The following is a 21,593-nucleotide window of genomic DNA, read 5'->3' on the forward strand; positions in this document are numbered from 1 at the left end:
GGTGCGATAGCGATCGAGGCGTTGCTGCAAGCGCCGGGCGTCGCTTGAGAGCACCTGGTACTCGACGAGCGCGCTTCTCGTGGCTTCAACCAAGGCAGCTTCTGCCTTCTCGACCAGGGCCAGCCTTGCGGCGGCTTCGCGATCCTGGCGCTCGCCGGGTGCAATCGGGAGCGGGATGCCCACACCGAAGGACACCATGTCCGAATAGCCCGTACGCTGGCCGTAGGCGAGCTCCCAGGTCCAGTTCGGTTTGCGCTCGGTGCGAGCCACCGTCGCCGCCCGTTTCGCCAGCTCCAGGTCTCGCCGCATCGTCGCCACGGAAGGGTGGCCCGCAACGTAGGCCTCTTCGGTGGGAAGCGCCTTATCCGGGACCGGTGCCAGCGCATCGGGCATCACCCCGATCCAGCGCTGGAGCCCAAGCCTGGCGGCGCTTTGCTGTTGTCGTACCTCGGCCGATTCGTCCTCCGAGCTCCCCTTGGCGCCGGTGAGGGAAAGCACGTCATGGCTGCTGCCGGTTGCGGACGAGAGCCTGGCGCGTGCGGCTTCGAGCTCCTCATGCGCGTGGTGCTCCATCACGGTGGTGAGCTCGAGCGCCTCGGCGGCGTAGAGGGCATCGATATAGGCCAACGCGGTCTGCAGGCGAGTGTCGGCAATGGCGGCCCGTGCCTGCACCGCTTCCCGTTCGATTGCCGCTTGCGCTGCAGCCTGTCGCGCAGCACGCTTGGCTGGCGACACCCACTCCTGACTGACGCCGATGCGCTTCGTCGTCATCGAGTCGCGCGTGGTGCTGAATCTGTCGGCGCCGGTGACCGGCAGGTTGTCGACGCCGATCCGCAGCACCGGATCAGGCAACTGGCCGGCTGCTCGGGAGGCCTCCGTGGCACTCAGGACACCGGCGCGGCCGGCGCGAGCGGCCTCGGAGCGCTGGACAGCCAGCTGCAGGGCAGATTCCAGGGACAGGGGGGCGGCCTCTACCAGGCAGGGCAGCATGGCGGCGGCGAATGTGGCCGCGCGCAGCAGGGGAGTGGACATGGATCCTCCGAGGACGAACGAAGCGTTCGCCGGCAAGCGGACAAGCCGCGCCGGCGCCGGTCAGGGTCGTCGGAGATTTCAGACTCGAAGTCTGCGCGTTTCGAGGTAGACGGGATCGGGCGGTGGCCGTTCGTCGTGGTGGACCTGTGCGGGCAGGTGGCGGCCATCGGAAGCAAGGACCGCTGGCATCACCAGGACATGCAGGACGGCGGGCAGCGATGGCGCTGCGGCCTTGACGGGCTCGAACGACAGCGACATGTCGGCCGAGTGCTGATGGCACAGCACCGGCTGGGCGGTATCCATGCCTTCACACGGCTGGCCCGCCGCCATCGCTGCGGCCATTGCTGCTGCATCGGGCAGTCCGGGACAGACATAGCTCGCCAACGCCAGCTGCGAGAACAGCAGCGAGATCACGAGCAGGACGGCCGTGACGCAGCGGCGACGAAAGCGTGGGCGGGACATGTACGCCTGGCAGTGTAGGGCAGCTCGAAGCCGCCCGCATGCCGGATCCCGGGGGTGGTGAAGCGCAGGGGATTGCTGCAGGCTCATGAGCCGCATCGCCGGGCTTCCAGCAACCGGCGATAGGCAGCCACGTAGTTCGCCATCATCTGCGCAGCCGAGTATTGCAGCGCGTTCTGCAAGCCCAGCGCCCGCATCTCGTCGAGGTGCCCGGCTGCGTCCTCGATCGCCGTCGCCATGGCCTGGGGATCGCGGGGATCGATATAGCGAGCCGCGCGACCTCCGATCTCGTTCATCGGAGGCAGATCGGACGCGAAGACCGGGCAACCACAGGCCTGGGCTTCGATCAACGGCCAGCCGAATCCCTCCTGGAGCGACGGGAACACCAAGGCGGTTGCCCTGGCGTAGAGCGCACGCAGTTCCTCATGGGCGACTTCCTGCAGAGTCCTGACCTCTTCGGCGACGCCGTGCCTGGAAGCCAGCTCCATCAGGCCCTGATCGAGCTCCGGCCCGACGAAGACCAGGTACTTCACCAGGGGTGCGGCGCCGCGCGCAGCGGCACGGGTCTTCAGGGCTATGAACGTCTCGAGGACCGCTTGGCGGTTCTTGCGCGGCAGGTCCGATCCGACATGAATCAGGTAGGTGTCGCGCGGACCCAGCCCGAAACGATGAACGAGTGAGTCCGCCTCCTCTGGCCGCATCGGCGAGAAGCTCTCGTTCAGGCCGTTGAGCACGGTCGTCACCTTGTCTTCTTCTGCCAGCTGCATGTCCAGCAGCGCACGCTGCGTCGTCGGCGAGACGCAAGCGATCAGGTCGGCCTTGGCAAGTCCCGACGAGATGAGCCGCTGGAACACTCGCCCGCTCCAACCGACGCTCCATCCCTCGACCATGCCCCTGGCCGCTTGCACGGCGATGACGTCATGGCACGTGACAAGCGTCGGCCTGCCCTTGATCCAGCGCACATACATGCTGTTGGAGTGATCGCAGATGTGGACGACGTCAGCCCATCGTGCCTGCGCAGCGAGCGTGGGAACGAACAGGACGAACTTGTCGAGGTAGCCAAGCCATTTCCACAGCCGCGACGACGGTGGCACGCGCTGAAGCCATCGCCTGGGCGCGGTCACGCGCAACTCGCAATCGCTGTTCGGCAGCTCGCGCTCCAGAACCCGCAGGAACGCCCGCATGCTGGCCTGGTTGTCCGGCTCGTAGTTGCCGACCAGCAGGATCTTCATTCGCGCTTCAGCGGCCGCGGCGTCGTTCGACTGTGCGTCTTCAGTGATCTCTCCGACAAGCAGGTTGTTGCCCCGGCGATCTGTAGTTGTCATGTCTGTTCTCCTCTGCCCGTTGCGGTGCCTCCCGGCACACCTGGTCTCGATGGCCCAGGGCCTAGCGTGCGGCTTCGAGCTTCGTCACGGTGAACTTGCCGTCGATCTTCTCGGCCTGGAAGCGCACCTTGTCGCCGGCCTGGACCTTGTCGAGCATGGCTTCCTCCCTGACCTGAAACACCATGGTCATGGCGGGCATGTCGAGGTTCTTCAGCGGGCCATGCCGGAGGGTGAGCTTCTTGCCCTCCTTGTCGACCTTGCGGACCTCGCCGTCGGCAAGTTCGCCGGCAGCCGACGATGGCGCAACGCTTGCGCTTGGTGCGGCAGGGCTGCTGGCGGGCTGTGCCGAAGCCGGGCTTGCGAATGCCAGTGCCGCGATCATTGCGGCGAGAGAGAGACGAATGTCGATCATGTGAGTTCCTGTTTGTCGAGGTTGAAGAAGCAGGCGGCGATCAGTTCCGCCCCTGCTTGCGCGCAGCCCTGGCAACGTTCACAGCGCCCTTCATTCCTGCGTCGTAGTGACCTGGTTGCAGGCACGCGAAGTCCACCTTGCCCGCCTTGGTGAACTGCCAGACGATCTCGCCCGTCTTGCCGCCGGCGAGGGTCACCATGTTCGGGTCGGCGTGTTCCATCTCCGGGTGCTTCTTCATGACTTCGTAGTGCTCCTTCAGCTCCTTCTCGGTGCCGAGCACCAGCTCGTGCTTGAGCTTTCCGGAGTTGGTGACGACGAAGCGCACGGTCTCGCCTTGCTTCACGTGGATGCTGGAGGGATTGAAGCGCATGCCGTCCGTCATATCGACGTTGACGGTGCGCGTCGCCTTCGAGGCGATGCCGGGCTTGCCGACCGCTTCAACGTGGCCATGGCCGCCGGCATGCTGGCCAGAGGCGAAGGCAGCCGCCGAGGCGAGGGCGATCGTTGCTGCGGCCGTGGCGATACGGATGGATCTGTTCATGGAATTTCCTTCTGCTGGAATGAGTGAAGAGGACGGCCGTCAATGGCCCGAGTGGCCGCTGGCCGGCTTGCGGACCTGGACCTCGATGTCCCTGGCCGGCATGTTCCGCGTGGGCATGGCGGCTGCGCCTGCGCTGCGGGACCGAGGCGGATCGGGCGGCTGCCCGTCGAACTCGTAGGCCACCGTGCCCTGGGGGTGCTTGAACCACCCCGGGTTCGAGTAGTCGCCGGGCTTCTGTCCGCGACGCACCTTGACGACGCTGAACATCCCGCCCATCTCGACAGAGCCGAAGGGTCCCTGGCCGCCCATCATCGCGGCGGTGTTGTCGGGGAGGGGCATCTCCATCTCGGTCATGTCGGCCATGCCGCGCTCGCCCATCACCATGTAGTCGGGCACGAGCCGGGTGATCTTCCTGACCATGTCCTTGTGATCGACGCCGATCATGGTGGGCACGTCGTGGCCCATCGCGTTCATCGTGTGGTGGCTCTTGTGGCAGTGGAAGGCCCAGTCGCCTTCCTCGTTGGCGAGGAACTCGATCTGGCGCATCTGGCCGACCGCCACGTCGGTCGTCACTTCATGCCAGCGTGTGCTCCTTGGCGTCGGGCCGCCGTCGGTCCCCGTGACGACGAACTCGTGCCCGTGGAGATGCATCGGGTGGTTGGTCATCGTCAGATTGCCGAAGCGTATGCGCACCTTGTCGTTCAGCCTGACGTTGAGCGAGTCGATGCCGGGAAAGACCCGGCTGTTCCACGACCACAGGTTGAAGTCCAGCATGGTCATGATCTTCGGCGTCGCGCTGCCGGGCTCGATGTCGTAGGCGTTGAGCAGGAACACGAAGTCGCGGTCCACCTCGTCTATCAGCGGATGCCGGCTCTTCGGATGCGTGACCCAGAAGCCCATCATGCCCATCGCCATCTGCGTCATCTCGTCCGCGTGCGGGTGGTACATGAAGGTGCCCGGCCGGCGCGCGACGAACTCGTAGACGAAGGTCTTGCCGGGCTGGATGGCCGGCTGGGTCAGGCCGGTCACGCCGTCCATGCCGTTGGGCAGGCGCTGGCCGTGCCAATGGATGCTGGTGTGCTCGGGCAGCTTGTTGGTGACGAAGATGCGGACACGGTCGCCCTCGACCACCTCGATGGTGGGGCCGGGCGACTGGCCGTTGTAGCCCCACAGGTGAGCCTTGAAGCCCGGCGCCATCTCGCGGACGACGGGCTCGGCGACGAGGTGGAACTCCTTGACGCCGTTGTTCATTCGCCAGGGCAGCGTCCAGCCATTGAGGGTGACGACCGGCTGGTAGGGCCGCCCCGTCGATGGCGAGAGCGGCGGCATGGTGTCAGGCTTGTCCTGGAGCACAGGTTCGGGCAGGGCGGCCATTGCCACCTTGCTGACCGAAGCGGCGGCAATGGCACCCGTGATGGCACCGGCACCGTTGAGAAAGTTGCGTCTGTTGGTCATGTAGGTTGTGCGTCGAGGCGCCGTTCAGTGGGCGGCGCCGGAGGTCCCCTGCGGACTCGAGCTGGCCATGGGGGCGGATGCGGCGACGGGCTTGCCGATCACCGATGCCGCCAGGGCAGCATCGGCCAGCCAGAACTGCTGCTGGGCGTTGATGGCGTTGTTCACGCTCGTGATCTGGTCCCGCGCCTCCGCGAGCAGCTCGAAGACGCCGATCAGCATCCCGTTGTAGCGCAGCACGTTCTCGTCCTGCATGGCCTGGCGCAGCGGCACGATCTCGTCGCGATAGTGGCGTGCGATGTCGTAGGCCGTGCGGTAGGCGGAATAGTCCTCGCGCAGCTGGGAGGTCGCGCCGCGGACGGTCGCGTCGTAGCGGTTCGCCGCCGCCAGCGCCTGTGCATCCAGCGCATCGCGCTGGGCGCCTCCCCAGTCGAAGAGGGGCAGCCGGATGTCGAGCTCGAAGCCGCGGCGCGTGTCACGGCTGCCGCCGTCGAAGACGGTGTCCCGGCGCACGCCGGCCTCGACATCGATGAAGGTCGACAAGAGGTTGATGCCCTGCGACCTGCCGGCGACGTCGAGCTGTGCGCGGGCCTGCTGCACGTCCAGGCGCTGCTCGCCGGCCGCCCCCGCCACCTCGCGTGCTTCGCGGGGCGCCTTGGGGAGGTCCGGCAGCCGCTCGGGCAGCTTCAGCCTGGCCGCTTGCCCGGCGTCGAGACCCAGGGCCCGGACGAGTTCCTCGCGCGCCGAGGTGGCGCTGTGGCGCGCCGATGCGAGCTGCGTCGTGGCATCGGCATAGAACACCTGCTGGCGTGCGCGCTGCAGCTTGCTGAAGTTGCCGATCAGCTGCATGCGCCGCGCGAGCTCGGCGCTTGCCTCGGCCGATTCCTTGACCTGTTCGGCGTACTGCAGGGACTGCCGGGCCGCGACGGCCCGAACCCACGCCTGCCGGACCTGGGTCACCTGGTCCACCACCGTGCCGGTCAGCTGCACCTGTGCCGAGGCGGCCTGGCTGCGGGAGATCGAAAGGCGCTGCGGCAGAAGAAGAAGGTCCACCAACCCGAACGACAACATGCGCCCGATCTCGAGCTCGTCGCCCAGGCGCATGCGCTCGAACGTCAACACCGGGTTGGGCAGCCGGCTCGCCTGGTTGGCCGATGCGATATCGGCCCAGCTCTGCGCGACCAGCGCCTGGACTGCAGAGCTGTTGGCAAGCGCCAGGCGCACGGCCTCGTCCTGGGACAGGGGCTTGCCGAGCAGCTCTTCCGAGAGGGCGGCTCGAGTCTCTCGCTGTTGCGCGGTGCGGCTGAGCTCGAGCGTTCCGCCCGTGAACTGCGATGCCGAGGAATTCGTCTCCTTCAGGGCGTCGTCGATCCCGACGGAGGCGCAGCCCGCCAGGAATGCGGCGGCCAGCACGACGCATGTCATCTGCAGCGGCCGCCTTGCTGGAGTGCGTGGGCCTCCTGTTGCGGTGACGGTGCCATTCGCCTTTGCAGCGCCCGTGCGCCTCATGGCTGTCCCTCCTTCGGCGGCGCCGCCGGTGGCTTCGGCATGGCATGGCCCGCGTGTGGATCGGTTGCACCGGCCGGCTTGCCCTCGGCGGCTGCTGCGCCCTCCTTGGCATAGGCCTGCCAGCCGCCTCGCTGACGGACGGTTTCGTTGGCCTCCTTCCAGGGGACGGGTTTTTCGTCGACGAACGGCTTGTAGCCCTCCATGGCGGAGCGGTAGGCAAGTGGTGTTGCGGCCTCGGCAGCAACCGCGGTATCGGGCGCGGGGCCGGTCTGGGCGCCCGATGCACAGGCGGCCAGCGCCGGCAAGACAGCCAGCCAACGGGCCGGCAGGAAACTGAACATGGGATCCTCGCGATGTTCATGAACGGCATGCCGCCAGCGAGCCCGCGAGGGGCGTGACGGTACGAACGATGCATGCGCGTCCCGGCGCCGGCAGCAGAACTGCCGGGCACTGGACGCGGTTACGCGCGAGGTGGTTTGTGGGGAACGCCGGGCGACACAGTCGCCATGGCTCGCAGGGGCTCAGCGAGATCGGCCTGGGGCAGGCCGTGGAAGATGGGCGTGTGGAGCGTCGGCATCATTCCGACCGCATGACATGCGGCGCAATTGCCGCATGTGTGAGACGCGTCCGACGGCTCATCGTGGGCGCCTGGGGCGTCATGTTGGTCCGCGCTGTCATCGCTGCTTACATTTGAATGGTGGTGGTCCGCGCCTGGCGTGCCGTGATCGTGCCGACTGTGGTCATGGGCGTCGCCCGAGCTCGAGTGCGCCGGCGCGGGTGAGCAAAACGCCATGGCCGCGACCGCATGGCCCTGGAAGGGCACTGCAAGCATCATGAGCCACAGCAGGATTGCGCGGAGATTCACCATCGCCGAAATTGTAGGGGCTTGCCGGACCTTGTCTATCGCACGCTTACTCTTGCTCTACCTTCACGGTGCGCAGGCGCAGCGCATTGCCGATGACGCTCACCGACGACAACGCCATCGCCGCGGCGGCAACCACCGGAGACAGCAGCAACCCGAAGAATGGGTAGAGCACACCGGCTGCCAAGGGAATTCCGGCGACGTTGTACGCGAATGAAAGAAACAGGTTCTGGCGGATGTTCCGCATGGTCGCACGGGACAGCGATCGGGCCCGCACGATGCCCATCAGGTCGCCCTTGAGCAGCGTGACCCCGGCGCTCTCCATGGCGACGTCGGTGCCGGTCCCCATCGCGATGCCGACCTCGGCCGCGGCCAGGGCAGGGGCGTCATTGACCCCATCGCCGGCCATGGCGACCACGCGGCCTTCGGACTTCAGTCGCTGAACCACCGCGGCCTTGTCTTCGGGAAACACTTCCGCGACCACCTCGTCGATGCCGAGCTGGCGCCCGACTGCCTCGGCAGTCGTCTTGCCGTCGCCGGTGAGCATCACGATCCGGACGCCGGCAGCCTTCAGCGCCTGCAGGGCGGACGGAGTCGTCGCCTTGATGGGGTCGGCGATCGCGACGAAGCCGGCCAGGTTGCCGCCCGTGCCCACGAAGATCACCGTGGCTGCCTTCTGGCGCTGGATTTCCGCCGGCGCTTCGAGCCTGCCGACATCGATGGAATGCTCGGCCAGGAACTTGCCGCTGCCGGAGACGACGACCTCCCCGTCGACCGTGCCGATGACACCCTTGCCGACCGGCGAGTCGAAGTCGGTCACCGGCGACAGCGGCAGCTTGCGCTCCTGGGCGTCCATCACGATGGCCATGGCCAGGGGATGTTCGCTGGCACGCTCGACGCTGGCGAGCTTCTGGAGCACGTCATCCGCGGTGAATCCGGGCGCAGGTTCGATGTGGACCACCTTCGGGCGGCCTTCGGTGAGCGTGCCCGTCTTGTCGACCACCAGCGTGTCGACCTTCTCCATGCGTTCCAGCGCCTCGGCGTCCCGGATGAGCACGCCGTGCTGGGCGCCCCGGCCGACCCCCACCATGATCGACATGGGCGTGGCCAGGCCGAGCGCACAGGGGCAGGCGATGATGAGGACGGCCACCGCGGTGATGAGTGCGTAGCTGAAGGCAGGCGAGGGCCCCCACACCAGCCATACCGCAAAGGTCAGCAGGGCCACCAGAATGACGACCGGCACGAACCAGCCGGCGACCTGGTCGGCCATCCTCTGGATAGGAGCGCGGCTGCGCTGCGCGGCGGCCACCATGTGCACGATCTGCGAGAGCAGGGTGTCGGCGCCGACCTTCTCGGCACGCATCACGAAGCCGCCGGTCTGGTTGAGCGTGCCTGCAGTGACCTTGGAACCCACGGCCTTCGCGACCGGGATGGGTTCGCCCGTGACCATCGATTCGTCGACGTTGCCTTTGCCCTCGGTGAGCTCGCCGTCCACCGGCACCTTCTCGCCCGGGCGCACACGCAGCAGGTCAGCGACCTGGATGGCATCGACCTGGACCGTCTCGTCCGTCCCGTCCTGGCGAACCCTGAGAGCGGTCTTCGGAGCGAGCCCCAGCAGCGCCTTGATGGCGCCCGATGTCTTCTCGCGCGCTCGCAGCTCGAGGACCTGGCCGAGCAGCACCAGCACGGTGATGACCGCGGCCGCCTCGAAGTAGATCTGCACGGCGCCGTCGGGCAGACGCAGCTCCGCGGGAAACAGTTGCGGCGCCACCGTGCCCACCACGCTGTAGAGCCAGGCCGCCCCCGTGCCCAGCGCGATGAGCGAGAACATGTTCAGGCTGCGGTTCTTCACCGACGCTGCTGCACGTACGAAGAAGGGCCAGCCGGCCCACAGCACCACGGGCGTACCCAGGAGCAATTGGATCCAGTTCGACAGCTGTTGGCCGAGAAGGTGATTGAGGTTGGTCAGGTGGCCACCCATCTCCAACGCGAACACCGGGGCGGTGAGCGCGCTACCGATCCAGAAGCGCCGTGTCATGTCGCGCAGCTCGGGGCTTTCGCCAGCCGTCTCGGTCGCCACGACGGGCTCCAGCGCCATGCCGCAGATCGGGCAATTGCCGGGCCCCATCTGCCGGATCTGCGGGTGCATCGGGCAGGTGTACGCCACCTGTTCGCCAGATGGCGTCGCCGCCGTTGACTTGGCCTCCGAAGGTCCGTGATGGGAGGAGTGCCCTGAATGGCTGTGCTCGTGGCGGTGTTGTTCCGCGCTGGATGGCGGCATGGCGTTCTCCTGGTCTTGGGTGGCAGTATCAACCTTGCCAGCGTGGTAAGGTCAAGGGCGCACCGATGCACGCGCGTGCCGATGGCACGTTTCCATCTGCCGCATGCCCCGTCCGAGCAACTGCTTGCGGCCCGGTAGCGGAGTCCGCCTCGCGTCATCACAGGAGACCACGAGTCATGACCGATGCAGTTTCTTCAGCCCTGCAGGCATATGAATCGTCTGCGCAGTATGAGGCGCTGAAGCTGGCGTTCGCCTGCGAATGCGTTGAACGAGTCCGTCACTTGCTCGAGGATGAGAGTGTCACGTGCTGTCTCGACGTCCTGGTGACGTACGTCAAGGGCGGGGCGGATCGAGGTGCGCTCGATCAGGCTGCGGCAGAGGCTGCGGCGCTGGCCAATCAGCATCAAGGTTCCCGATCATTGGACGGCGTTGGTCATGCGGCCGTATCGGCAAGTTATGCCGTGGCGAATGCGCTTGCCGGCCGGGCTGTTCAGGCGGCAGACTACGCCGCGTACGCTGCCGTCTACGGCAGCGGCGGCTATGGCGCAGTCTGCGATCCCGAGTCGTTCGTCGCCGAGAGGAACTGGCAGCTCGCAACGCTGGAGCGACTTGCGAGCGCTCTCCAGGCTACTCGGCCTTGATGCCTCCCTTGGCGACGATTGCGCCGAACTTGCTCTCTTCGTTCTTCAGGAAGGCAGCGAACTGCTTCGGCCCCGCGCCGATCGGGGTGATCCCCCCGTCCTCGAAATTCTTCCGCACTCCCGGGTTTGCAAGCTGGTGGCCGCGGGCGGTATGGCTTGGCCCTTGACATTCCCATCATGGGAAGCTTCACATTCGGTCTCATCGAAATCACCATGAGCGTATAGCAATGATTACCTTTGAAGTCAGCGACATGACCTGTGGCCACTGCGCCAGCTCCATCGCACAGGCGGTTCGGTCCGTCGATCCGGGTTCCGAGGTTCAGGTCGACCTGGCAACGCGTCGGGTTCGGATCGAGCCAAGGGAGGCCAACGCGCTGGAACTCGGTGCCGCCATCGCAAAGGCTGGCTATACACCTGTGCCGGTCGAGGAACAAGCGGCACAGGCGGCGGCGCCCGCGCGCAGCGGTGGGTGCTGCTGCGGTTCCGGGTTGGGCTGCCGCAGCTGACAGCGCAAGGGCGCCCGCCGGCAGTTGCAGCCTCTGCCGCCGCTCGCTTTGATGCAGATCAAGGGCGTCTGTTCTGCGACCGTGATACTTCGAACGAGATACCTGGAGGTCCCGTATGCGCCCAATCATTGCTCTTGGCCTTGTTCTAGGGCTTTCAGGCTGCGCAGCGGTGCAGTCCGAAAAGGACCACGCTGCGCATCACCCATCCAGCGCTTCTGCGCCGGCAGCGGCTTCGGCACAGATGGACATGAGGATGAAGTCCATGCAGGAGATGCACGAAAAGATGAGGGCTGCAAAGACGCCCGCGGAACGCCAGGCGCTGATGGCCGAGCACATGAAGTCCATGCAGGGTGGCATGGCGATGATGGATCAGATGAAGACGCCCGGCACCCAGGGCGGCGGCAAGTCCATGAGTCCCGAGATGATGGGCAAGCGCATGGAGATGATGGAAATGATGATGCAGATGATGATGGACCGCGAGGCGGCACGCGCACCTGCAGGCAAGTGAAAGACGGGAGTCCCGTCATGAATCACGAGCATCACGAGCCGCAGTCCTTCCGGCGCTCGCCCGCAGGTCTGGGCCTGCTGGTCGCTGCGGCGGTCGGCGGGTTCTACCTGGTCACAGAGCACACTGCGCACCTGTTCGGTGTTCTACCGTACCTGTTCGTCCTGGCCTGCCCACTGATGCATTTGTTCATGCACCGCGGACACGGCCACGGACATCGGCACGGCCCACCTGGAAGCGACGATGATGAACAGCGCCGCCAATGATTACGGCCTCTGGGGCCTCGTCGTCCTGAATTCCATCATCTTTGTCGGATTCGCGTACAGCTTCTTCAAGCCGGCGAACCTGAGGGACTGGCGCAGCTTCGGCGCCTACTCGGGATTCATCGTGGCGCTGTTCGCCGAGATGTACGGGTTCCCGCTGACGATCTACCTGCTCTCGGGCTGGCTCGGCTCGAGGTTCCCGAACGTCAACCTGCTGGGGCACGATGCCGGGCATCTGTGGTGGCTGGTGACAGGCCAGCACGGAAGCCCGCACTTGGGAGCCTTCCACATCTTGAGCTTCCTCTTCATCTTCGCGGGCTTCATGCTGCTGTCGAAAGCGTGGCATGTGCTGTACGACGCACAGCGCAGACAACAGTTGGCTGTCGCTGGCCCCTACAGGTACATTCGCCACCCGCAGTACGTCGGCTTCGTCGCCATCATGTTCGGCTTCCTTCTGCAGTGGCCGACGCTTCTGACGCTGGCGATGTTCCCGGTGCTGGTGGTCATGTACGTGCGGCTGGCCAGCTCCGAAGAGCGTGACTCCGAAGCCGCGTTCGGCGACGCGTGGCGCGAGTACGCGGCGGTCACGCCTCGATTCATTCCGTACCTCGCGCGGGCCGGCCGTGGTCGACCATTCCGCAGCCACGGCGGGTGATGACGCCGCGTGGGAGCAGAGAGACCGAATCGGCTGCTAGCGCATCGCCTCGAGCAAATGCCTGGCCGCCCGGAGGTCCTGCGTGTCGAATCCCTCCGAAAAGCTTTCATACACGGGCCGCAACAAGCCGCGCGCATCCTCCACCCGGCCATCCTTCATCCACAAGGCCGCCAGGCTCGCCGCGCATCGAAGCCGCCAGGCCAGGGCTTCGTGCTGCCTGCATGTCTCCACCGCCTGGACGAGAAGGGCCTCGGCCAGGTGGCTTGTCTCGGGCCTGCGGGCCATCAGGTCCGCCTTCGCGCGCAGCAGCTCCGACAACGAGCATCGATCCTCGAAGCGCCGGGCGCGCTCGATGCCCGCCGTGGCCAGCTCGATCCCCTCGTCTTCGCGGCCGAGCCGGCCCAGCGCCTCGCACACTGCCGAAACGAAGCCCGTGTAGTGCAGCACGTAGAGCGCTTCTCCGATCTCGTCGAATGCCGGACGCAGGTCGCGTTCATACGCTCGCCCATCGCCCGCGCCAAGCGCAAACAGGCCTTTCCACATGCGACCGCGTGCCTTCCAGGTCGAGATGCCGTGGCGGCGGGTGGCCGCGACGGCCGCTGCGGCCGGATCCCCCAGCACGGACACGCCGCCGGTCAGTACGGCTATTGCGCACAGTCCTTCGGTGAGGGCGTAGCAGATCGAGGGCGCGTGGTCGAGGGCGCGTGCGCCTTCCACTGCCTGCCGCGCCGCGCGCATGGCCTGGTCGGCAAAGCCTTGGAGCCACAGCGTGTGCGCCAGCGAGCTCAGGGCGATCATCTTCTGCTCGTAGATGAAGCGGGTCTGGTGCGACCGGTACACCGGCGCCTCGTAGCACTCGGCCACGCGTTGCAGCCCGCCGCGGGCCTCGTCCAGGCGTCCCAGGCAGAGGAGCGACATGCCTGTCATCCGGATGCCGATGTGCCGGTCGGCCTGGTGAGGCCGCGCGTCGGCCAGTGCCGAGAAGCGGCGCGCCAAGGCCAGGGCGGCGCCGTAGTTGCCGTTGAGGTAGGTGACGCTCCACATTCCCCAGGTCGCGCGCAACCGGTACTCATCGTCGTCCAGCCTCTGCGCGTACTCGAGTGCGTGCCTGAAGGCGGCGCCGGTCTCGGAGCCAACGCCCTGGTAGAGCAGGGAGGCGCCCTTCGCGGCATACAGCTTCATCCGGGAACGACTGTCCACCACCTCTTCATCGTCGAGATGGGCAAGGGCCTGGTTCACGCGAGCCAGGCATTCCTCGAGCAGCCCGAAGTGCATCCACAGCGACACGGCACACGTGGTCAGCTCGACACCGAGCGACGGGTCGCCTTCCGGCGAAAAGCTCCAGTTGAGCGCCGTCCGCAGCCCCTCGAGATAACCGGCGTACCGGGTGACCCACTCGGGCGTGGGCAGGGTTTCCCACTCCATCTCGGCGCGCACGAAGAGATCGCGGTGGTGTTGCGCGTGACGCAGCGAGTACTCCCGCAGGACGCCGCGGGACTGCATCTTCTCGCGGGCATAGACCTGGGTGGTCTCCAGGAGGCGATACCTCGCGCGGGCCGCACCATCCACCGTGATGAGGGACTTCTCCACCAATTGGGAGAGGCACTCGACCACCGCGGCCGACGGAAGGTCCGCGGACGCAGCGACGGCCGAGGCCGACTCCACGGAGAAAGACCCGAAAAAGACCCCCAGCCTGCCGAGCACCTCGCGCTCCTGCACAGACAGCAGCCCGTAGCTCCAGTCCAGGGTGGCGCGCAGCGTCTTCTGCCGCGGCAGGGCAGTGCGGGCTCCGCCGGTGAGCAAGTTGAACCGGTCTTCGATCCGGTCGGCAACGCCCTCCAGCCCGAAGACACGCACGCGCGCGGCGGCCAGTTCGATGGCCAGGGGAATGCCGTCGAGCTGGCGGCAGATGCGAGCCTTGAGCTCGGCAGCCTGCGCCTTGCCGGCCGGGTCTTCGCTGCCGGCGGAAGGGGCGCGGGCATCGAAGAGCTGCAGGGCGCCAAAGGCCAGCATCTCGTCGACGTCACGGACCTCCTCGCCAGGTACGTCGAGCGATGCGACCCGGTAGACATATTCGCCGTCCACCTTGAGCGCCTCGCGGCTCGTCGCGATGACGCTCGCGAATGGCCCGGCGCGCAACAGCTTCTCGGTGATCTGCGCAGCAGCGTCGACCAGGTGCTCGCAGTTGTCCAGCACGAGCAGGATGCGCCGATGGCTGATCGCCGAGGCGATGCGATCCAGCGACGGAGTGCCTGCGCCTGGCGGAAAGCCGAGCGCCTCCGCAACGGTGGCGGGGAGAAACTCCGCGGTCCCCACAGGCCCCAACTCCGCGATCGAAACGCCATCCGGAAATCTCCCCGCCAGGCTGCGGGCGGCTTCGACAGCCAACCGCGTCTTGCCGACCCCGCCGGCGCCCACAAGGGTGATCAGCCGGTTGCTCGCGGCGAGCTCGACGATCTCCCGCAAAGCGGTGTCGCGGCCAACCAGGGGCGTCAGGCTCACCGGCAGCGCACGCGTCGCCGAGGCGGCGCGCGGCGCGGCCTGCTCGCCCTCCAGACCAGGAGCGTCGAGCCCGTCGGCGATGTCGCCGACAAACTGGTAGCCGCGACCGGGGACCGTTCGGATCACCGTCCGGTCGTTGCCCAGCGCGCGGCGCAGCGCCGAGATCTGGGCCTCCAGCGTGTTCTCCTCGACGATCCGCCCGGGCCAGGCTCGCAAGATCAGATCGTCCTTGGTGACCACGGCGCCCCTTCCCTCGACCAGGGCAACCAGGATGTCGAAGGCCCGGCCGCCCAGGCCGACGGGCAGGCCTTCACGCAGCAGTTCGCGCCGCGGGACCGACACCTGGCAGCGGCCGAATGCGAACGACGGGCTCGGGGAAGCGGCGAGTTTCATCCTGAAAAGGGGCCTGCGCAGCCGGGGTGCGCGGAGTTTAAGGGCCCTCGGTGCGCGGGGTGAATACGCCGAAAGCGCAGTTTTCAGGCGTTTTCAGATTTCGCCAGCGTGCATCCGGGACGCCCAGGAGGTGCCCCGGTACCTTTGCGCCATCACCCGGCCATCTTCTCGCTGATTCAGGAGAACCCCATGAGCTACGTCAGGTCACAGGACGGAACCAGGATCTTCTACAAGGATTGGGGCACGGGTCGGCCCGTCGTTTTCTCCCATGGCTGGCCGCTCGACGCGGACGCCTGGGATGCGCAGATGCTGTTCCTGCTGCACAACGGCTACCGCGTGATCGCGCACGACCGCCGCGGGCACGGGCGCTCGGACCAGCCGGCGACCGGCAACGACATGGACACCTTCGCGGACGACCTCGCGATCCTGATCGAAGCGCTCGACCTGAAGTCCGCCGCCTTGGTCGGCCACTCGACGGGAGGAGGCGAGGTCGCCCGCTACGTCGGCCTCCATGGCACCCGGCGGATCGGGCGGATCGTGCTGATCGGTGCGGTGCCTCCGCTCATGCTGAAGACGGCCACGAATCCGCAAGGGCTGCCGATGCACGTGTTCGACGGCCTCCGGGCCGGCGTCGCCGCAAACCGGCCCCAGTTCTTCCAGGATCTCGCCGTGGCGTTTCATGGGTACGACCGGCCTGGCGCGAAGCGCTCGCAAGCGGTGATCGACTGCTTCTGCCTGCGCGGCATGCGGGGCGGCGTCCGCCCCGAGTACGACTGCATCGAGGCCTTCTCCGAGTCGGACTTCAGCGAGGACCTGAAGAAGTTCAACGTGCCGACGCTTTTCATCCACGGCGGCGACGATCAATTCGTGCCCTTCGTCGCCTCCGCCTCGGCGGCGTCGAAACGCGTCCGGAACTCGACGCTCAAGGTGTACGCGGGCGGCTCGCACGGTATTTGCTCGACGCACGCAGACCGGGTCAATGCCGACCTGCTCGCCTTTCTGGAAGACTGAAACCAAAGGAGAACACCATGCTTGGACTGACACCCCTGGGCGCGATCCACACCGCCATCAGCCTCGTGGCGCTGGCGTCGGGCGTCCTTGCGCTCGCGCGCCACCTGGAGATCTCGCCCGCCACGTTGCTCGGGCGCGCCTACGTCTGGACCACGGTGCTGACCTGCCTCACCGGCTTCGGCATCTTCCAGCACGGCGGCTTCGGCAAGCCGCATGCGCTGGGCGTCGTCACGCTGCTGGTGCCGGGGCTGGCAGGGTTGGCGACAAGGGGGCGTGTCTTCGGCAGCGCCTCGCCCTACGTGGCGACGGTCGGCTACAGCGCCACCTTGTTCTTCCACATGATTCCGGGACTGACCGAGACTTTCACCCGCCTGCCGGTCGGTGCACCCCTGTTCTCGGGCCCCGCGGATCCGGCCCTGCAGAAGGCCGTCGGGGCCTGCTTCGTCCTGTTCGTCGCCGGGGCCGCCCTGCAGGTTCGCCGCCTCCTCAAGCTGCGTTCGCAAAAATCGATGCCGGCCGTCGGGGGTGCACGGCCATGAACGCGTTCAGGTGCATTCTTGCGTCAGCGTTCGTGCTGCTCGGCTTTGCCGGTGTGGCGCAGGCGGCCGGCCAGGGCCCGATCCGCATCAGCGTGGAGCCCTTCATCAGCCTTCCTGACAACGTACGCCATCCGGAAGGACTGACGTCCAACCCGGCAAACCAGGAGATCTACGTTGCGACCTTCGATGCGCGCATGCCCGAGGCGGCGCGCAACAACCAACTGCTGCGCTATTCGCGGGAGGGGCGGCTGCTGGCGCAGAAGAGCTTCGGTGCAACTCCCCTGACCGGCATCGAGTACGCCGACGGCAAGCTCTACATCCTGAACTTCGGTGCATCGAAGCTGCAGCGCATCGACGCCGAATTCACCGCCTCGACATTGGTCGAGGACCTGGTCGACTTCAAGCCGCTCACGCCTCCTGCGCCGCCGCCGAGATCGATTGCGAACCCCGACGGGAGCAAGGACATCATCAGCTTCGGATCGAGCGGCTTCGCGGCACCCAACGGCATGGTCTTCGACAAGGCGCGCAACCTCTACATTTCCGACTCGTTCCAGGGCGCTATCTATCGCATCGAGCGGGCGACAAGTTGCGCACCGTGCATGCTGCAGGTGCTGTCGCGCGATCCGCTGCTGGCCACTGCGGGGGTCTTGCCCTTCGGCGCCAACGGGCTGGCCTTCAATGCCGACGAGAGCGCGCTTTTTCTCAACAACGCAGGGGACGGCCGGCTGCTGCGCATGGCGCCGTCTACTGGCGCGATCGAGATCGTCGCGGAGAGCGTGTTCGGCGCCGACGGCTTGCTGTTCTACAAGGGCCTCCTGTGGATCGCTTCGAACCAGGCGGACGTCGTGCTCGGACTGGACGAAAAGGGCCGCACCTTGGTCCGGGCCGGCGAGTTCGAAGGCATCGCCGACGATGGCGCCCCGCGAGGCCTGCTGTTTCCGGCGACCACCGCCGTGCAGGGCGACTGGATGGTGGTCACGAACCTCGCCTTGCCGCTGACGGCGGCCGAGGGCGACGAGTGGGAGGAGCAGGTGACCCGGTGGAACCTGGTCCGCTTCAGAATACCCGGCGCCATCCGCTGACGAGCCGCAGCTGGCTGGCAAAACCGATTTCCCCGCCTCGGCCGCCGAATCCGCGCCGGCGTCCAAAGAGGCTTCCGCGCGGCGACACACCACTGGCAAGGAACACCATGAGCACGATCACCACCAAGGACGGCACAGAGATCTACTACAAGGACTGGGGCAAGGGCCAGCCGATTGTGTTCTCCCACGGCTGGCCTCTGTCGGCCGACGACTGGGACAACCAGATGCTGTTCTTCCTGGCGCAAGGCTACCGGGTCATTGCGCATGACCGCCGCGGGCACGGGCGGTCCACCCAGACCTGGACTGGCAACGAGATGGACACCTACGCCGACGACCTGGCCGCGCTCACCGACGCGCTGGACCTGAAGGACGCGATTCACGTCGGGCACTCCACCGGCGGCGGCGAAGTCGCGCGCTATCTCGGGCGCCACGGCACGAAGCGCGTCGCCAAGGCCGTGCTGATCGGTGCGGTACCGCCGCTGATGCTCAAGACAGCCGGCAACCCGGGCGGCCTGCCAATCGATGTGTTCGACGGCATCCGCGCCGGCGTTGCCGGAAACCGCGCGGAGTTCTACCGGGACATTACCCTGCCCTTCTACGGCTACAACCGGCCGGACGCCAAGATCTCCGAAGGCATACGCCAGCACTGGTGGCTGCAGGGCATGATGGGCGGCATCAAGGCCCACTACGACTGCATCAAGGCCTTCTCGGAAACCGACTTCACCGAAGACCTGAAGAAAATCGATGTGCCCACCCTGGTGATGCACGGCGACGACGACCAGATCGTGCCCATCGGCGCCTCGGGCCTCATGTCGGCCGAGTTGGTGAAGAACGCGCAGCTCAAGGTCTATCCCGGCCTGCCGCACGGCATGTGCGCGACGCATCCCGACGTGATCAATGCCGACCTGCTCGCGTTCGTGAAGGGCTGATCTGCACACATGAAGCGCTGCCTCCTGATCCTGTTCCTGGCCATGGTCTTTGGCGGCGCCCACGCCGCCGAGGTCGAACGCAACAGCCTCGGCATGGCCTTTGTGAAACTGCCGGCCGGCGAGTTCCTGATGGGCAGCGACGAAGCGCCCGAATCATTGGCTCGCGCCTTTCCGCAATTGCCGACGAGGCGATTCGCGCAACTGGACGACGAAGGCCCGGTTCACCGAGTGCGCATCACGCGCTCCTTCTGGATGGGCCAGCACGAGGTCACGGTCGGCCAGTTCCGGCGCTTCGTGGAAGCCTCGGGCTACGTGCCCGAGTCGGTGGCCGACGGAACCGGCGGCTACGGCTGGCGTGCCGACTACGACCCGGCAGCCACGACGCGCGGCGATGCATTCGAAGGCCGTGATCCCCGCTACTCGTGGCGCAATCCCGGCTTCACCCAAGGCGACGACCATCCGGTCGTCAACGTGACCTGGAACGATGCCCAGGCGCTGGCCGCCTGGCTGAGCAGGACCGAAGGGCGCCGTTACCGCCTGCCGACCGAAGCCGAGTGGGAGTACGCCTGCCGCGCCGGCACCCGCAGCCGCTACAGCTCGGGCGAGGAACCCCGCTCGCTGCTGGGCGCGGCCAACGTGTTCGACGCGAGCAGCGCCCGGTACTGGGCGCGCTGGCAATCGATGGCGTTGGACGGCGACGATGGCTACGCCTTCACTGCGCCGGTCGGCCGCTTCGCGCCGAACGCATGGGGCCTTTACGACATGCACGGCAATGCCTGGGAGTGGGTGGCCGACTGGCATGGCGATCACTACTACGCGCAGTCGCCGCTCGACGACCCGCAGGGCCCCGCCGAGGGCAAGGTGCGGGTGCGCCGCGGCGGCTCCTGGCACACCTGGCCCTTCTACGCCCGCGCGGCCTATCGCAACTGGAACGCGCCGGACACACGCTACACGCTGGTGGGCATCCGGCTGGCGCGGGACGACCGGACCGGCGCATCCGGCCAGCATCCAGTCAGGCCCTAGCAAGTCTGCGTCGACTTGACCGAGCGTGATCCGGCGCAGGGGGGCTCGGCAAGGGGAGCACTGATGCCGGCTTCAGTCCAACGTCACCACGCCGACATAGAGCTGCACCGCCAGCCAGCCGAGCAAAGCCGCGGCGCCGATCGCGAGAATGACGGAGACCGTGCGCCCACGTTGCTGCTGCTTGGATGGACGGCGATCGAGGCCGCCGCTTGCTGCATGTTCCATCCGGCATTCTTGAGCTGATATTGGGCGGTGTAAAGCGGGCCCCGAGTCATGGGCCTGGGACGACATCTGGTTCTCTCTCTGCAGCGGCTATACGATCAAGCCCGCAGCCCCATGTTGGGCACCGTGCCTGCCTCGCATGCCATTTTTTTTGAATCCTTCCGCGGAGACGACCATGGCCCTACCACATGCCCAACCGCTCGACGTCATCGGCATCGGCCCCCTTGGCCCGGCCGTGCACGAAGCCGCCAGCACCAGCCTGCTGAAGACGCAGCGTCTGCAATTGCTGCACCTCATCCTGCCCGCGCGCCGGGACCAGCCGGAGCATCACGTCGACGACGAATGCACCATCCAATGCATCGAGGGCGATGTGGAGCTGAGAATGCCGGGCGGCGTCCGCCGGCTTGCTCCCGGGCAGCTGGTGGTTCTTCCAGCGCGGCAGCGCCATTCCCTCAGTGCCCGCGTCGACTCGGCTGTGTTGGTGACGCTGCTGCTGCAGGGCGGGGATGCGGGCGATGGCGGCGGCGCCGGCAACCGCGTGCCCCCGGTCTGACGGCGAGAGCGCAAACAGCTGCGTGCGCCGTGCCGCAGCCGTCCGCTGCTACTCAAAGTCGTAGACGCCGGCCCAGGCCGACTGCATTCTTCCGCGCATGAAAAGAACAGGAGATTCGCATTCGTCCGCAGGCACGAGATCCATCACCCTGCCGTCTACGCCAGACGCCACGCCCAATCTCCCGCAAGAGCGATTGGCGGCCGCGGCGGTGCTGCTCCGGCTTCTCTCCCATCAACGCCTCCCGTTCCTCCTGACGACCGATGAGCAGATGGAGGCTGTCGCAATCCTCGTTCAGACGGGGCATGTGCAGGCCACGATGCGACTCGTCCCTTGCCCGTGCGGCGGATTCCCGCGCCCTGCGGTCGTGGTCAGCAAGATCATCTGCAGGGAGCCGGCCGGCTGAGCATCGGTCATGCGGCCGGACCTCGCCGTGTCCGACAAGTCGAGCCCTCTTCGCGGGTTAGAAAAGGCTTTGTTTTCAAGGAGCTCCAGATGCCTCATCAAGCGCTCTTCCTCCGTTCGGCGCTGTCCGCACTGGCCTGCGCAGCATGCTTCTTCAGCATCACCGCGCAGGCGCAAGGCACCGATTCGCAAGCACAACGCGACCGCGCCGCCTGCGACGGCGTGCAGCAGGACCGCGAAGCCTGCCGCCGCGAGGCCGGCGCCGCGAAGCAGGAAGCGCAGCGCGGCGGCCTTGCGCCCGCCGGCCAGGCCGAGCAGAACGCGCTGGCGCGCTGCCAGATGCTGCAGCCGGCGGCGGACCGCGCCGATTGCGAAGCGCGCGTCCGGGGCGCGGCCACCAGCAGCAGCGGCAGCGTGATGGGCGGCGGGGTGATCCGCGAGAGCGTCACGCCGGTCCCGGCCCCGCCGCCGTCGCCGGCTCGCTGAAGTCGCGC

24 protein-coding genes are annotated in these 21,593 nt (G+C 66.9%); 12 read left to right on the top strand and 12 right to left on the bottom strand.

What is annotated here, in order from left to right; translation table 11 throughout:
• From APY03_RS35665 to APY03_RS35710, 9 genes are all read right to left on the bottom strand, one after another.
• Positions 1-990 (bottom strand): TolC family protein (locus APY03_RS35665; protein ID WP_232324535.1); only part of this gene is annotated, 990 nt, incomplete at its 3' end.
• 120 nt (positions 991-1,110) lie between these two features.
• Positions 1,111-1,494: a hypothetical protein gene (locus APY03_RS35670; RefSeq protein ID WP_068684902.1), complete on the bottom strand. Its 384-nt coding sequence runs from the start codon at positions 1,492-1,494 to the stop codon at positions 1,111-1,113.
• A gap of 83 nt (positions 1,495-1,577) precedes the next feature.
• Complete coding sequence (locus tag APY03_RS35675) at positions 1,578-2,816, bottom strand: glycosyltransferase family 4 protein (RefSeq protein WP_083944797.1); 1,239 nt, start codon at positions 2,814-2,816, stop codon at positions 1,578-1,580.
• Positions 2,817-2,877: 61 nt separating this feature from the next.
• A complete protein-coding gene (locus APY03_RS35680; protein WP_068684904.1) occupies positions 2,878-3,228 on the bottom strand; it encodes a copper-binding protein in 351 nt (116 codons plus the stop codon).
• Between the two features lie 40 nt (positions 3,229-3,268).
• Positions 3,269-3,769, bottom strand: a complete 501-nt coding sequence (locus APY03_RS35685; RefSeq protein ID WP_068684906.1) for a cupredoxin domain-containing protein — start codon at positions 3,767-3,769, stop codon at positions 3,269-3,271.
• 39 nt (positions 3,770-3,808) lie between these two features.
• Positions 3,809-5,224, bottom strand: a complete 1,416-nt coding sequence (locus APY03_RS35690; RefSeq protein ID WP_068684908.1) for a multicopper oxidase family protein — start codon at positions 5,222-5,224, stop codon at positions 3,809-3,811.
• Positions 5,225-5,248: 24 nt separating this feature from the next.
• Positions 5,249-6,646: a TolC family protein gene (locus APY03_RS35695; RefSeq protein ID WP_068684910.1), complete on the bottom strand. Its 1,398-nt coding sequence runs from the start codon at positions 6,644-6,646 to the stop codon at positions 5,249-5,251.
• Positions 6,647-6,726: 80 nt separating this feature from the next.
• Positions 6,727-7,071 (bottom strand): hypothetical protein, encoded by a 345-nt coding sequence (locus tag APY03_RS35700; protein ID WP_068684912.1) that lies wholly within the window; start codon positions 7,069-7,071, stop codon positions 6,727-6,729.
• A gap of 570 nt (positions 7,072-7,641) precedes the next feature.
• On the bottom strand, positions 7,642-9,873 hold the full coding sequence (locus tag APY03_RS35710; RefSeq protein WP_068684916.1) for a copper-transporting P-type ATPase: 2,232 nt from the start codon (positions 9,871-9,873) through the stop codon (positions 7,642-7,644).
• 176 nt (positions 9,874-10,049) lie between these two features.
• Here APY03_RS35710 and APY03_RS35715 point away from each other — a divergent pair, with 176 nt between their 5' ends.
• Positions 10,050-10,514, top strand: a complete 465-nt coding sequence (locus APY03_RS35715) for a hypothetical protein (protein WP_068684918.1) — start codon at positions 10,050-10,052, stop codon at positions 10,512-10,514.
• Here the strand turns inward: APY03_RS35715 and APY03_RS45435 are convergent.
• On the bottom strand, positions 10,501-10,632 hold the full coding sequence (locus APY03_RS45435; protein ID WP_269475640.1) for a hypothetical protein: 132 nt from the start codon (positions 10,630-10,632) through the stop codon (positions 10,501-10,503). The genes APY03_RS35715 and APY03_RS45435 overlap by 14 nt on opposite strands.
• Positions 10,633-10,741: 109 nt before the next feature.
• On the opposite strand from APY03_RS45435, the gene APY03_RS35720 reads away from it, so the two are divergent.
• From APY03_RS35720 to APY03_RS35735, 4 genes are all read left to right on the top strand, one after another.
• The gene (locus tag APY03_RS35720) at positions 10,742-11,020 is read left to right on the top strand and encodes a heavy-metal-associated domain-containing protein (RefSeq protein ID WP_068684920.1); all 279 of its coding nucleotides are present in this window, start codon (positions 10,742-10,744) and stop codon (positions 11,018-11,020) included.
• A 253-nt stretch (positions 11,021-11,273) separates the two neighbouring features.
• Entirely contained in the window at positions 11,274-11,528 is a 255-nt protein-coding gene (locus tag APY03_RS45800; RefSeq protein WP_443082865.1) for a hypothetical protein, read from the top strand.
• Between the two features lie 17 nt (positions 11,529-11,545).
• A complete protein-coding gene (locus APY03_RS35730) occupies positions 11,546-11,791 on the top strand; it encodes a DUF2933 domain-containing protein (protein WP_068684924.1) in 246 nt (81 codons plus the stop codon).
• Entirely contained in the window at positions 11,772-12,443 is a 672-nt protein-coding gene (locus APY03_RS35735) for a methyltransferase family protein (RefSeq protein WP_068684969.1), read from the top strand. The genes APY03_RS35730 and APY03_RS35735 overlap by 20 nt, the downstream gene beginning before the upstream one ends.
• Positions 12,444-12,479: 36 nt before the next feature.
• Here APY03_RS35735 and APY03_RS35740 read toward each other — a convergent pair whose 3' ends face one another.
• The gene (locus tag APY03_RS35740; protein WP_068684926.1) at positions 12,480-15,338 is read right to left on the bottom strand and encodes an ATP-binding protein; all 2,859 of its coding nucleotides are present in this window, start codon (positions 15,336-15,338) and stop codon (positions 12,480-12,482) included.
• A 189-nt stretch (positions 15,339-15,527) separates the two neighbouring features.
• Here APY03_RS35740 and APY03_RS35745 point away from each other — a divergent pair, with 189 nt between their 5' ends.
• The 5 genes from APY03_RS35745 to APY03_RS35765 all read left to right on the top strand — a co-directional run bounded on the left by APY03_RS35745 (position 15,528) and on the right by APY03_RS35765 (position 19,922).
• Positions 15,528-16,349 carry an alpha/beta fold hydrolase gene (locus APY03_RS35745; RefSeq protein ID WP_068684971.1) on the top strand — a complete coding sequence of 274 codons (822 nt, stop codon included), beginning with the start codon at positions 15,528-15,530 and terminating at the stop codon, positions 16,347-16,349.
• Positions 16,350-16,366: 17 nt separating this feature from the next.
• On the top strand, positions 16,367-16,888 hold the full coding sequence (locus APY03_RS35750; protein WP_068684928.1) for a hypothetical protein: 522 nt from the start codon (positions 16,367-16,369) through the stop codon (positions 16,886-16,888).
• Positions 16,885-17,970 (top strand): hypothetical protein, encoded by a 1,086-nt coding sequence (locus APY03_RS35755; protein WP_146039665.1) that lies wholly within the window; start codon positions 16,885-16,887, stop codon positions 17,968-17,970. Before APY03_RS35750 ends, APY03_RS35755 begins: the two co-directional genes overlap by 4 nt.
• Before the next feature lie 107 nt (positions 17,971-18,077).
• On the top strand, positions 18,078-18,899 hold the full coding sequence (locus APY03_RS35760) for an alpha/beta fold hydrolase (protein ID WP_068684932.1): 822 nt from the start codon (positions 18,078-18,080) through the stop codon (positions 18,897-18,899).
• 9 nt (positions 18,900-18,908) lie between these two features.
• Positions 18,909-19,922, top strand: a complete 1,014-nt coding sequence (locus APY03_RS35765; protein ID WP_068684934.1) for a formylglycine-generating enzyme family protein — start codon at positions 18,909-18,911, stop codon at positions 19,920-19,922.
• A gap of 72 nt (positions 19,923-19,994) precedes the next feature.
• On the opposite strand, the gene APY03_RS42090 is transcribed toward APY03_RS35765, so the two are convergent.
• On the bottom strand, positions 19,995-20,147 hold the full coding sequence (locus tag APY03_RS42090; RefSeq protein ID WP_157103508.1) for a hypothetical protein: 153 nt from the start codon (positions 20,145-20,147) through the stop codon (positions 19,995-19,997).
• A 172-nt stretch (positions 20,148-20,319) separates the two neighbouring features.
• Between APY03_RS42090 and APY03_RS35770 the strand changes: the two genes are divergently transcribed.
• Positions 20,320-20,697, top strand: a complete 378-nt coding sequence (locus APY03_RS35770; RefSeq protein ID WP_068684936.1) for a hypothetical protein — start codon at positions 20,320-20,322, stop codon at positions 20,695-20,697.
• Between the two features lie 492 nt (positions 20,698-21,189).
• Positions 21,190-21,585 (top strand): hypothetical protein, encoded by a 396-nt coding sequence (locus APY03_RS35780; RefSeq protein WP_068684940.1) that lies wholly within the window; start codon positions 21,190-21,192, stop codon positions 21,583-21,585.
• Positions 21,586-21,593 lie beyond the last annotated feature (8 nt).

Origin of the sequence: Variovorax sp. WDL1 (assembly GCF_001541225.1) — a bacterium.
Classification (GTDB): domain Bacteria; phylum Pseudomonadota; class Gammaproteobacteria; order Burkholderiales; family Burkholderiaceae_C; genus Variovorax.

Coding starts and splice junctions, on each gene's coding strand:
- APY03_RS35700 (WP_068684912.1), bottom strand. CDS start 7,071: ATGTTCAGTTTCCTGCCGGCCCGTTGGCTGGCTGTCTTGCCGGCGCTG.
- APY03_RS35770 (WP_068684936.1), top strand. CDS start 20,320: ATGGCCCTACCACATGCCCAACCGCTCGACGTCATCGGCATCGGCCCC.
- APY03_RS35755 (WP_146039665.1), top strand. CDS start 16,885: ATGAACGCGTTCAGGTGCATTCTTGCGTCAGCGTTCGTGCTGCTCGGC.
- APY03_RS35715 (WP_068684918.1), top strand. CDS start 10,050: ATGACCGATGCAGTTTCTTCAGCCCTGCAGGCATATGAATCGTCTGCG.
- APY03_RS35750 (WP_068684928.1), top strand. CDS start 16,367: ATGCTTGGACTGACACCCCTGGGCGCGATCCACACCGCCATCAGCCTC.
- APY03_RS35765 (WP_068684934.1), top strand. CDS start 18,909: ATGAAGCGCTGCCTCCTGATCCTGTTCCTGGCCATGGTCTTTGGCGGC.
- APY03_RS35780 (WP_068684940.1), top strand. CDS start 21,190: ATGCCTCATCAAGCGCTCTTCCTCCGTTCGGCGCTGTCCGCACTGGCC.
- APY03_RS45800 (WP_443082865.1), top strand. CDS start 11,274: ATGAAGTCCATGCAGGAGATGCACGAAAAGATGAGGGCTGCAAAGACG.
- APY03_RS35680 (WP_068684904.1), bottom strand. CDS start 3,228: ATGATCGACATTCGTCTCTCTCTCGCCGCAATGATCGCGGCACTGGCA.
- APY03_RS35685 (WP_068684906.1), bottom strand. CDS start 3,769: ATGAACAGATCCATCCGTATCGCCACGGCCGCAGCAACGATCGCCCTC.
- APY03_RS35745 (WP_068684971.1), top strand. CDS start 15,528: ATGAGCTACGTCAGGTCACAGGACGGAACCAGGATCTTCTACAAGGAT.
- APY03_RS35720 (WP_068684920.1), top strand. CDS start 10,742: ATGATTACCTTTGAAGTCAGCGACATGACCTGTGGCCACTGCGCCAGC.
- APY03_RS35710 (WP_068684916.1), bottom strand. CDS start 9,873: ATGCCGCCATCCAGCGCGGAACAACACCGCCACGAGCACAGCCATTCA.
- APY03_RS35740 (WP_068684926.1), bottom strand. CDS start 15,338: ATGAAACTCGCCGCTTCCCCGAGCCCGTCGTTCGCATTCGGCCGCTGC.
- APY03_RS35695 (WP_068684910.1), bottom strand. CDS start 6,646: ATGACATGCGTCGTGCTGGCCGCCGCATTCCTGGCGGGCTGCGCCTCC.
- APY03_RS35690 (WP_068684908.1), bottom strand. CDS start 5,224: ATGACCAACAGACGCAACTTTCTCAACGGTGCCGGTGCCATCACGGGT.
- APY03_RS35675 (WP_083944797.1), bottom strand. CDS start 2,816: ATGACAACTACAGATCGCCGGGGCAACAACCTGCTTGTCGGAGAGATC.
- APY03_RS35760 (WP_068684932.1), top strand. CDS start 18,078: ATGAGCACGATCACCACCAAGGACGGCACAGAGATCTACTACAAGGAC.
- APY03_RS35730 (WP_068684924.1), top strand. CDS start 11,546: ATGAATCACGAGCATCACGAGCCGCAGTCCTTCCGGCGCTCGCCCGCA.
- APY03_RS35735 (WP_068684969.1), top strand. CDS start 11,772: ATGAACAGCGCCGCCAATGATTACGGCCTCTGGGGCCTCGTCGTCCTG.
- APY03_RS35670 (WP_068684902.1), bottom strand. CDS start 1,494: ATGTCCCGCCCACGCTTTCGTCGCCGCTGCGTCACGGCCGTCCTGCTC.
- APY03_RS42090 (WP_157103508.1), bottom strand. CDS start 20,147: ATGGAACATGCAGCAAGCGGCGGCCTCGATCGCCGTCCATCCAAGCAG.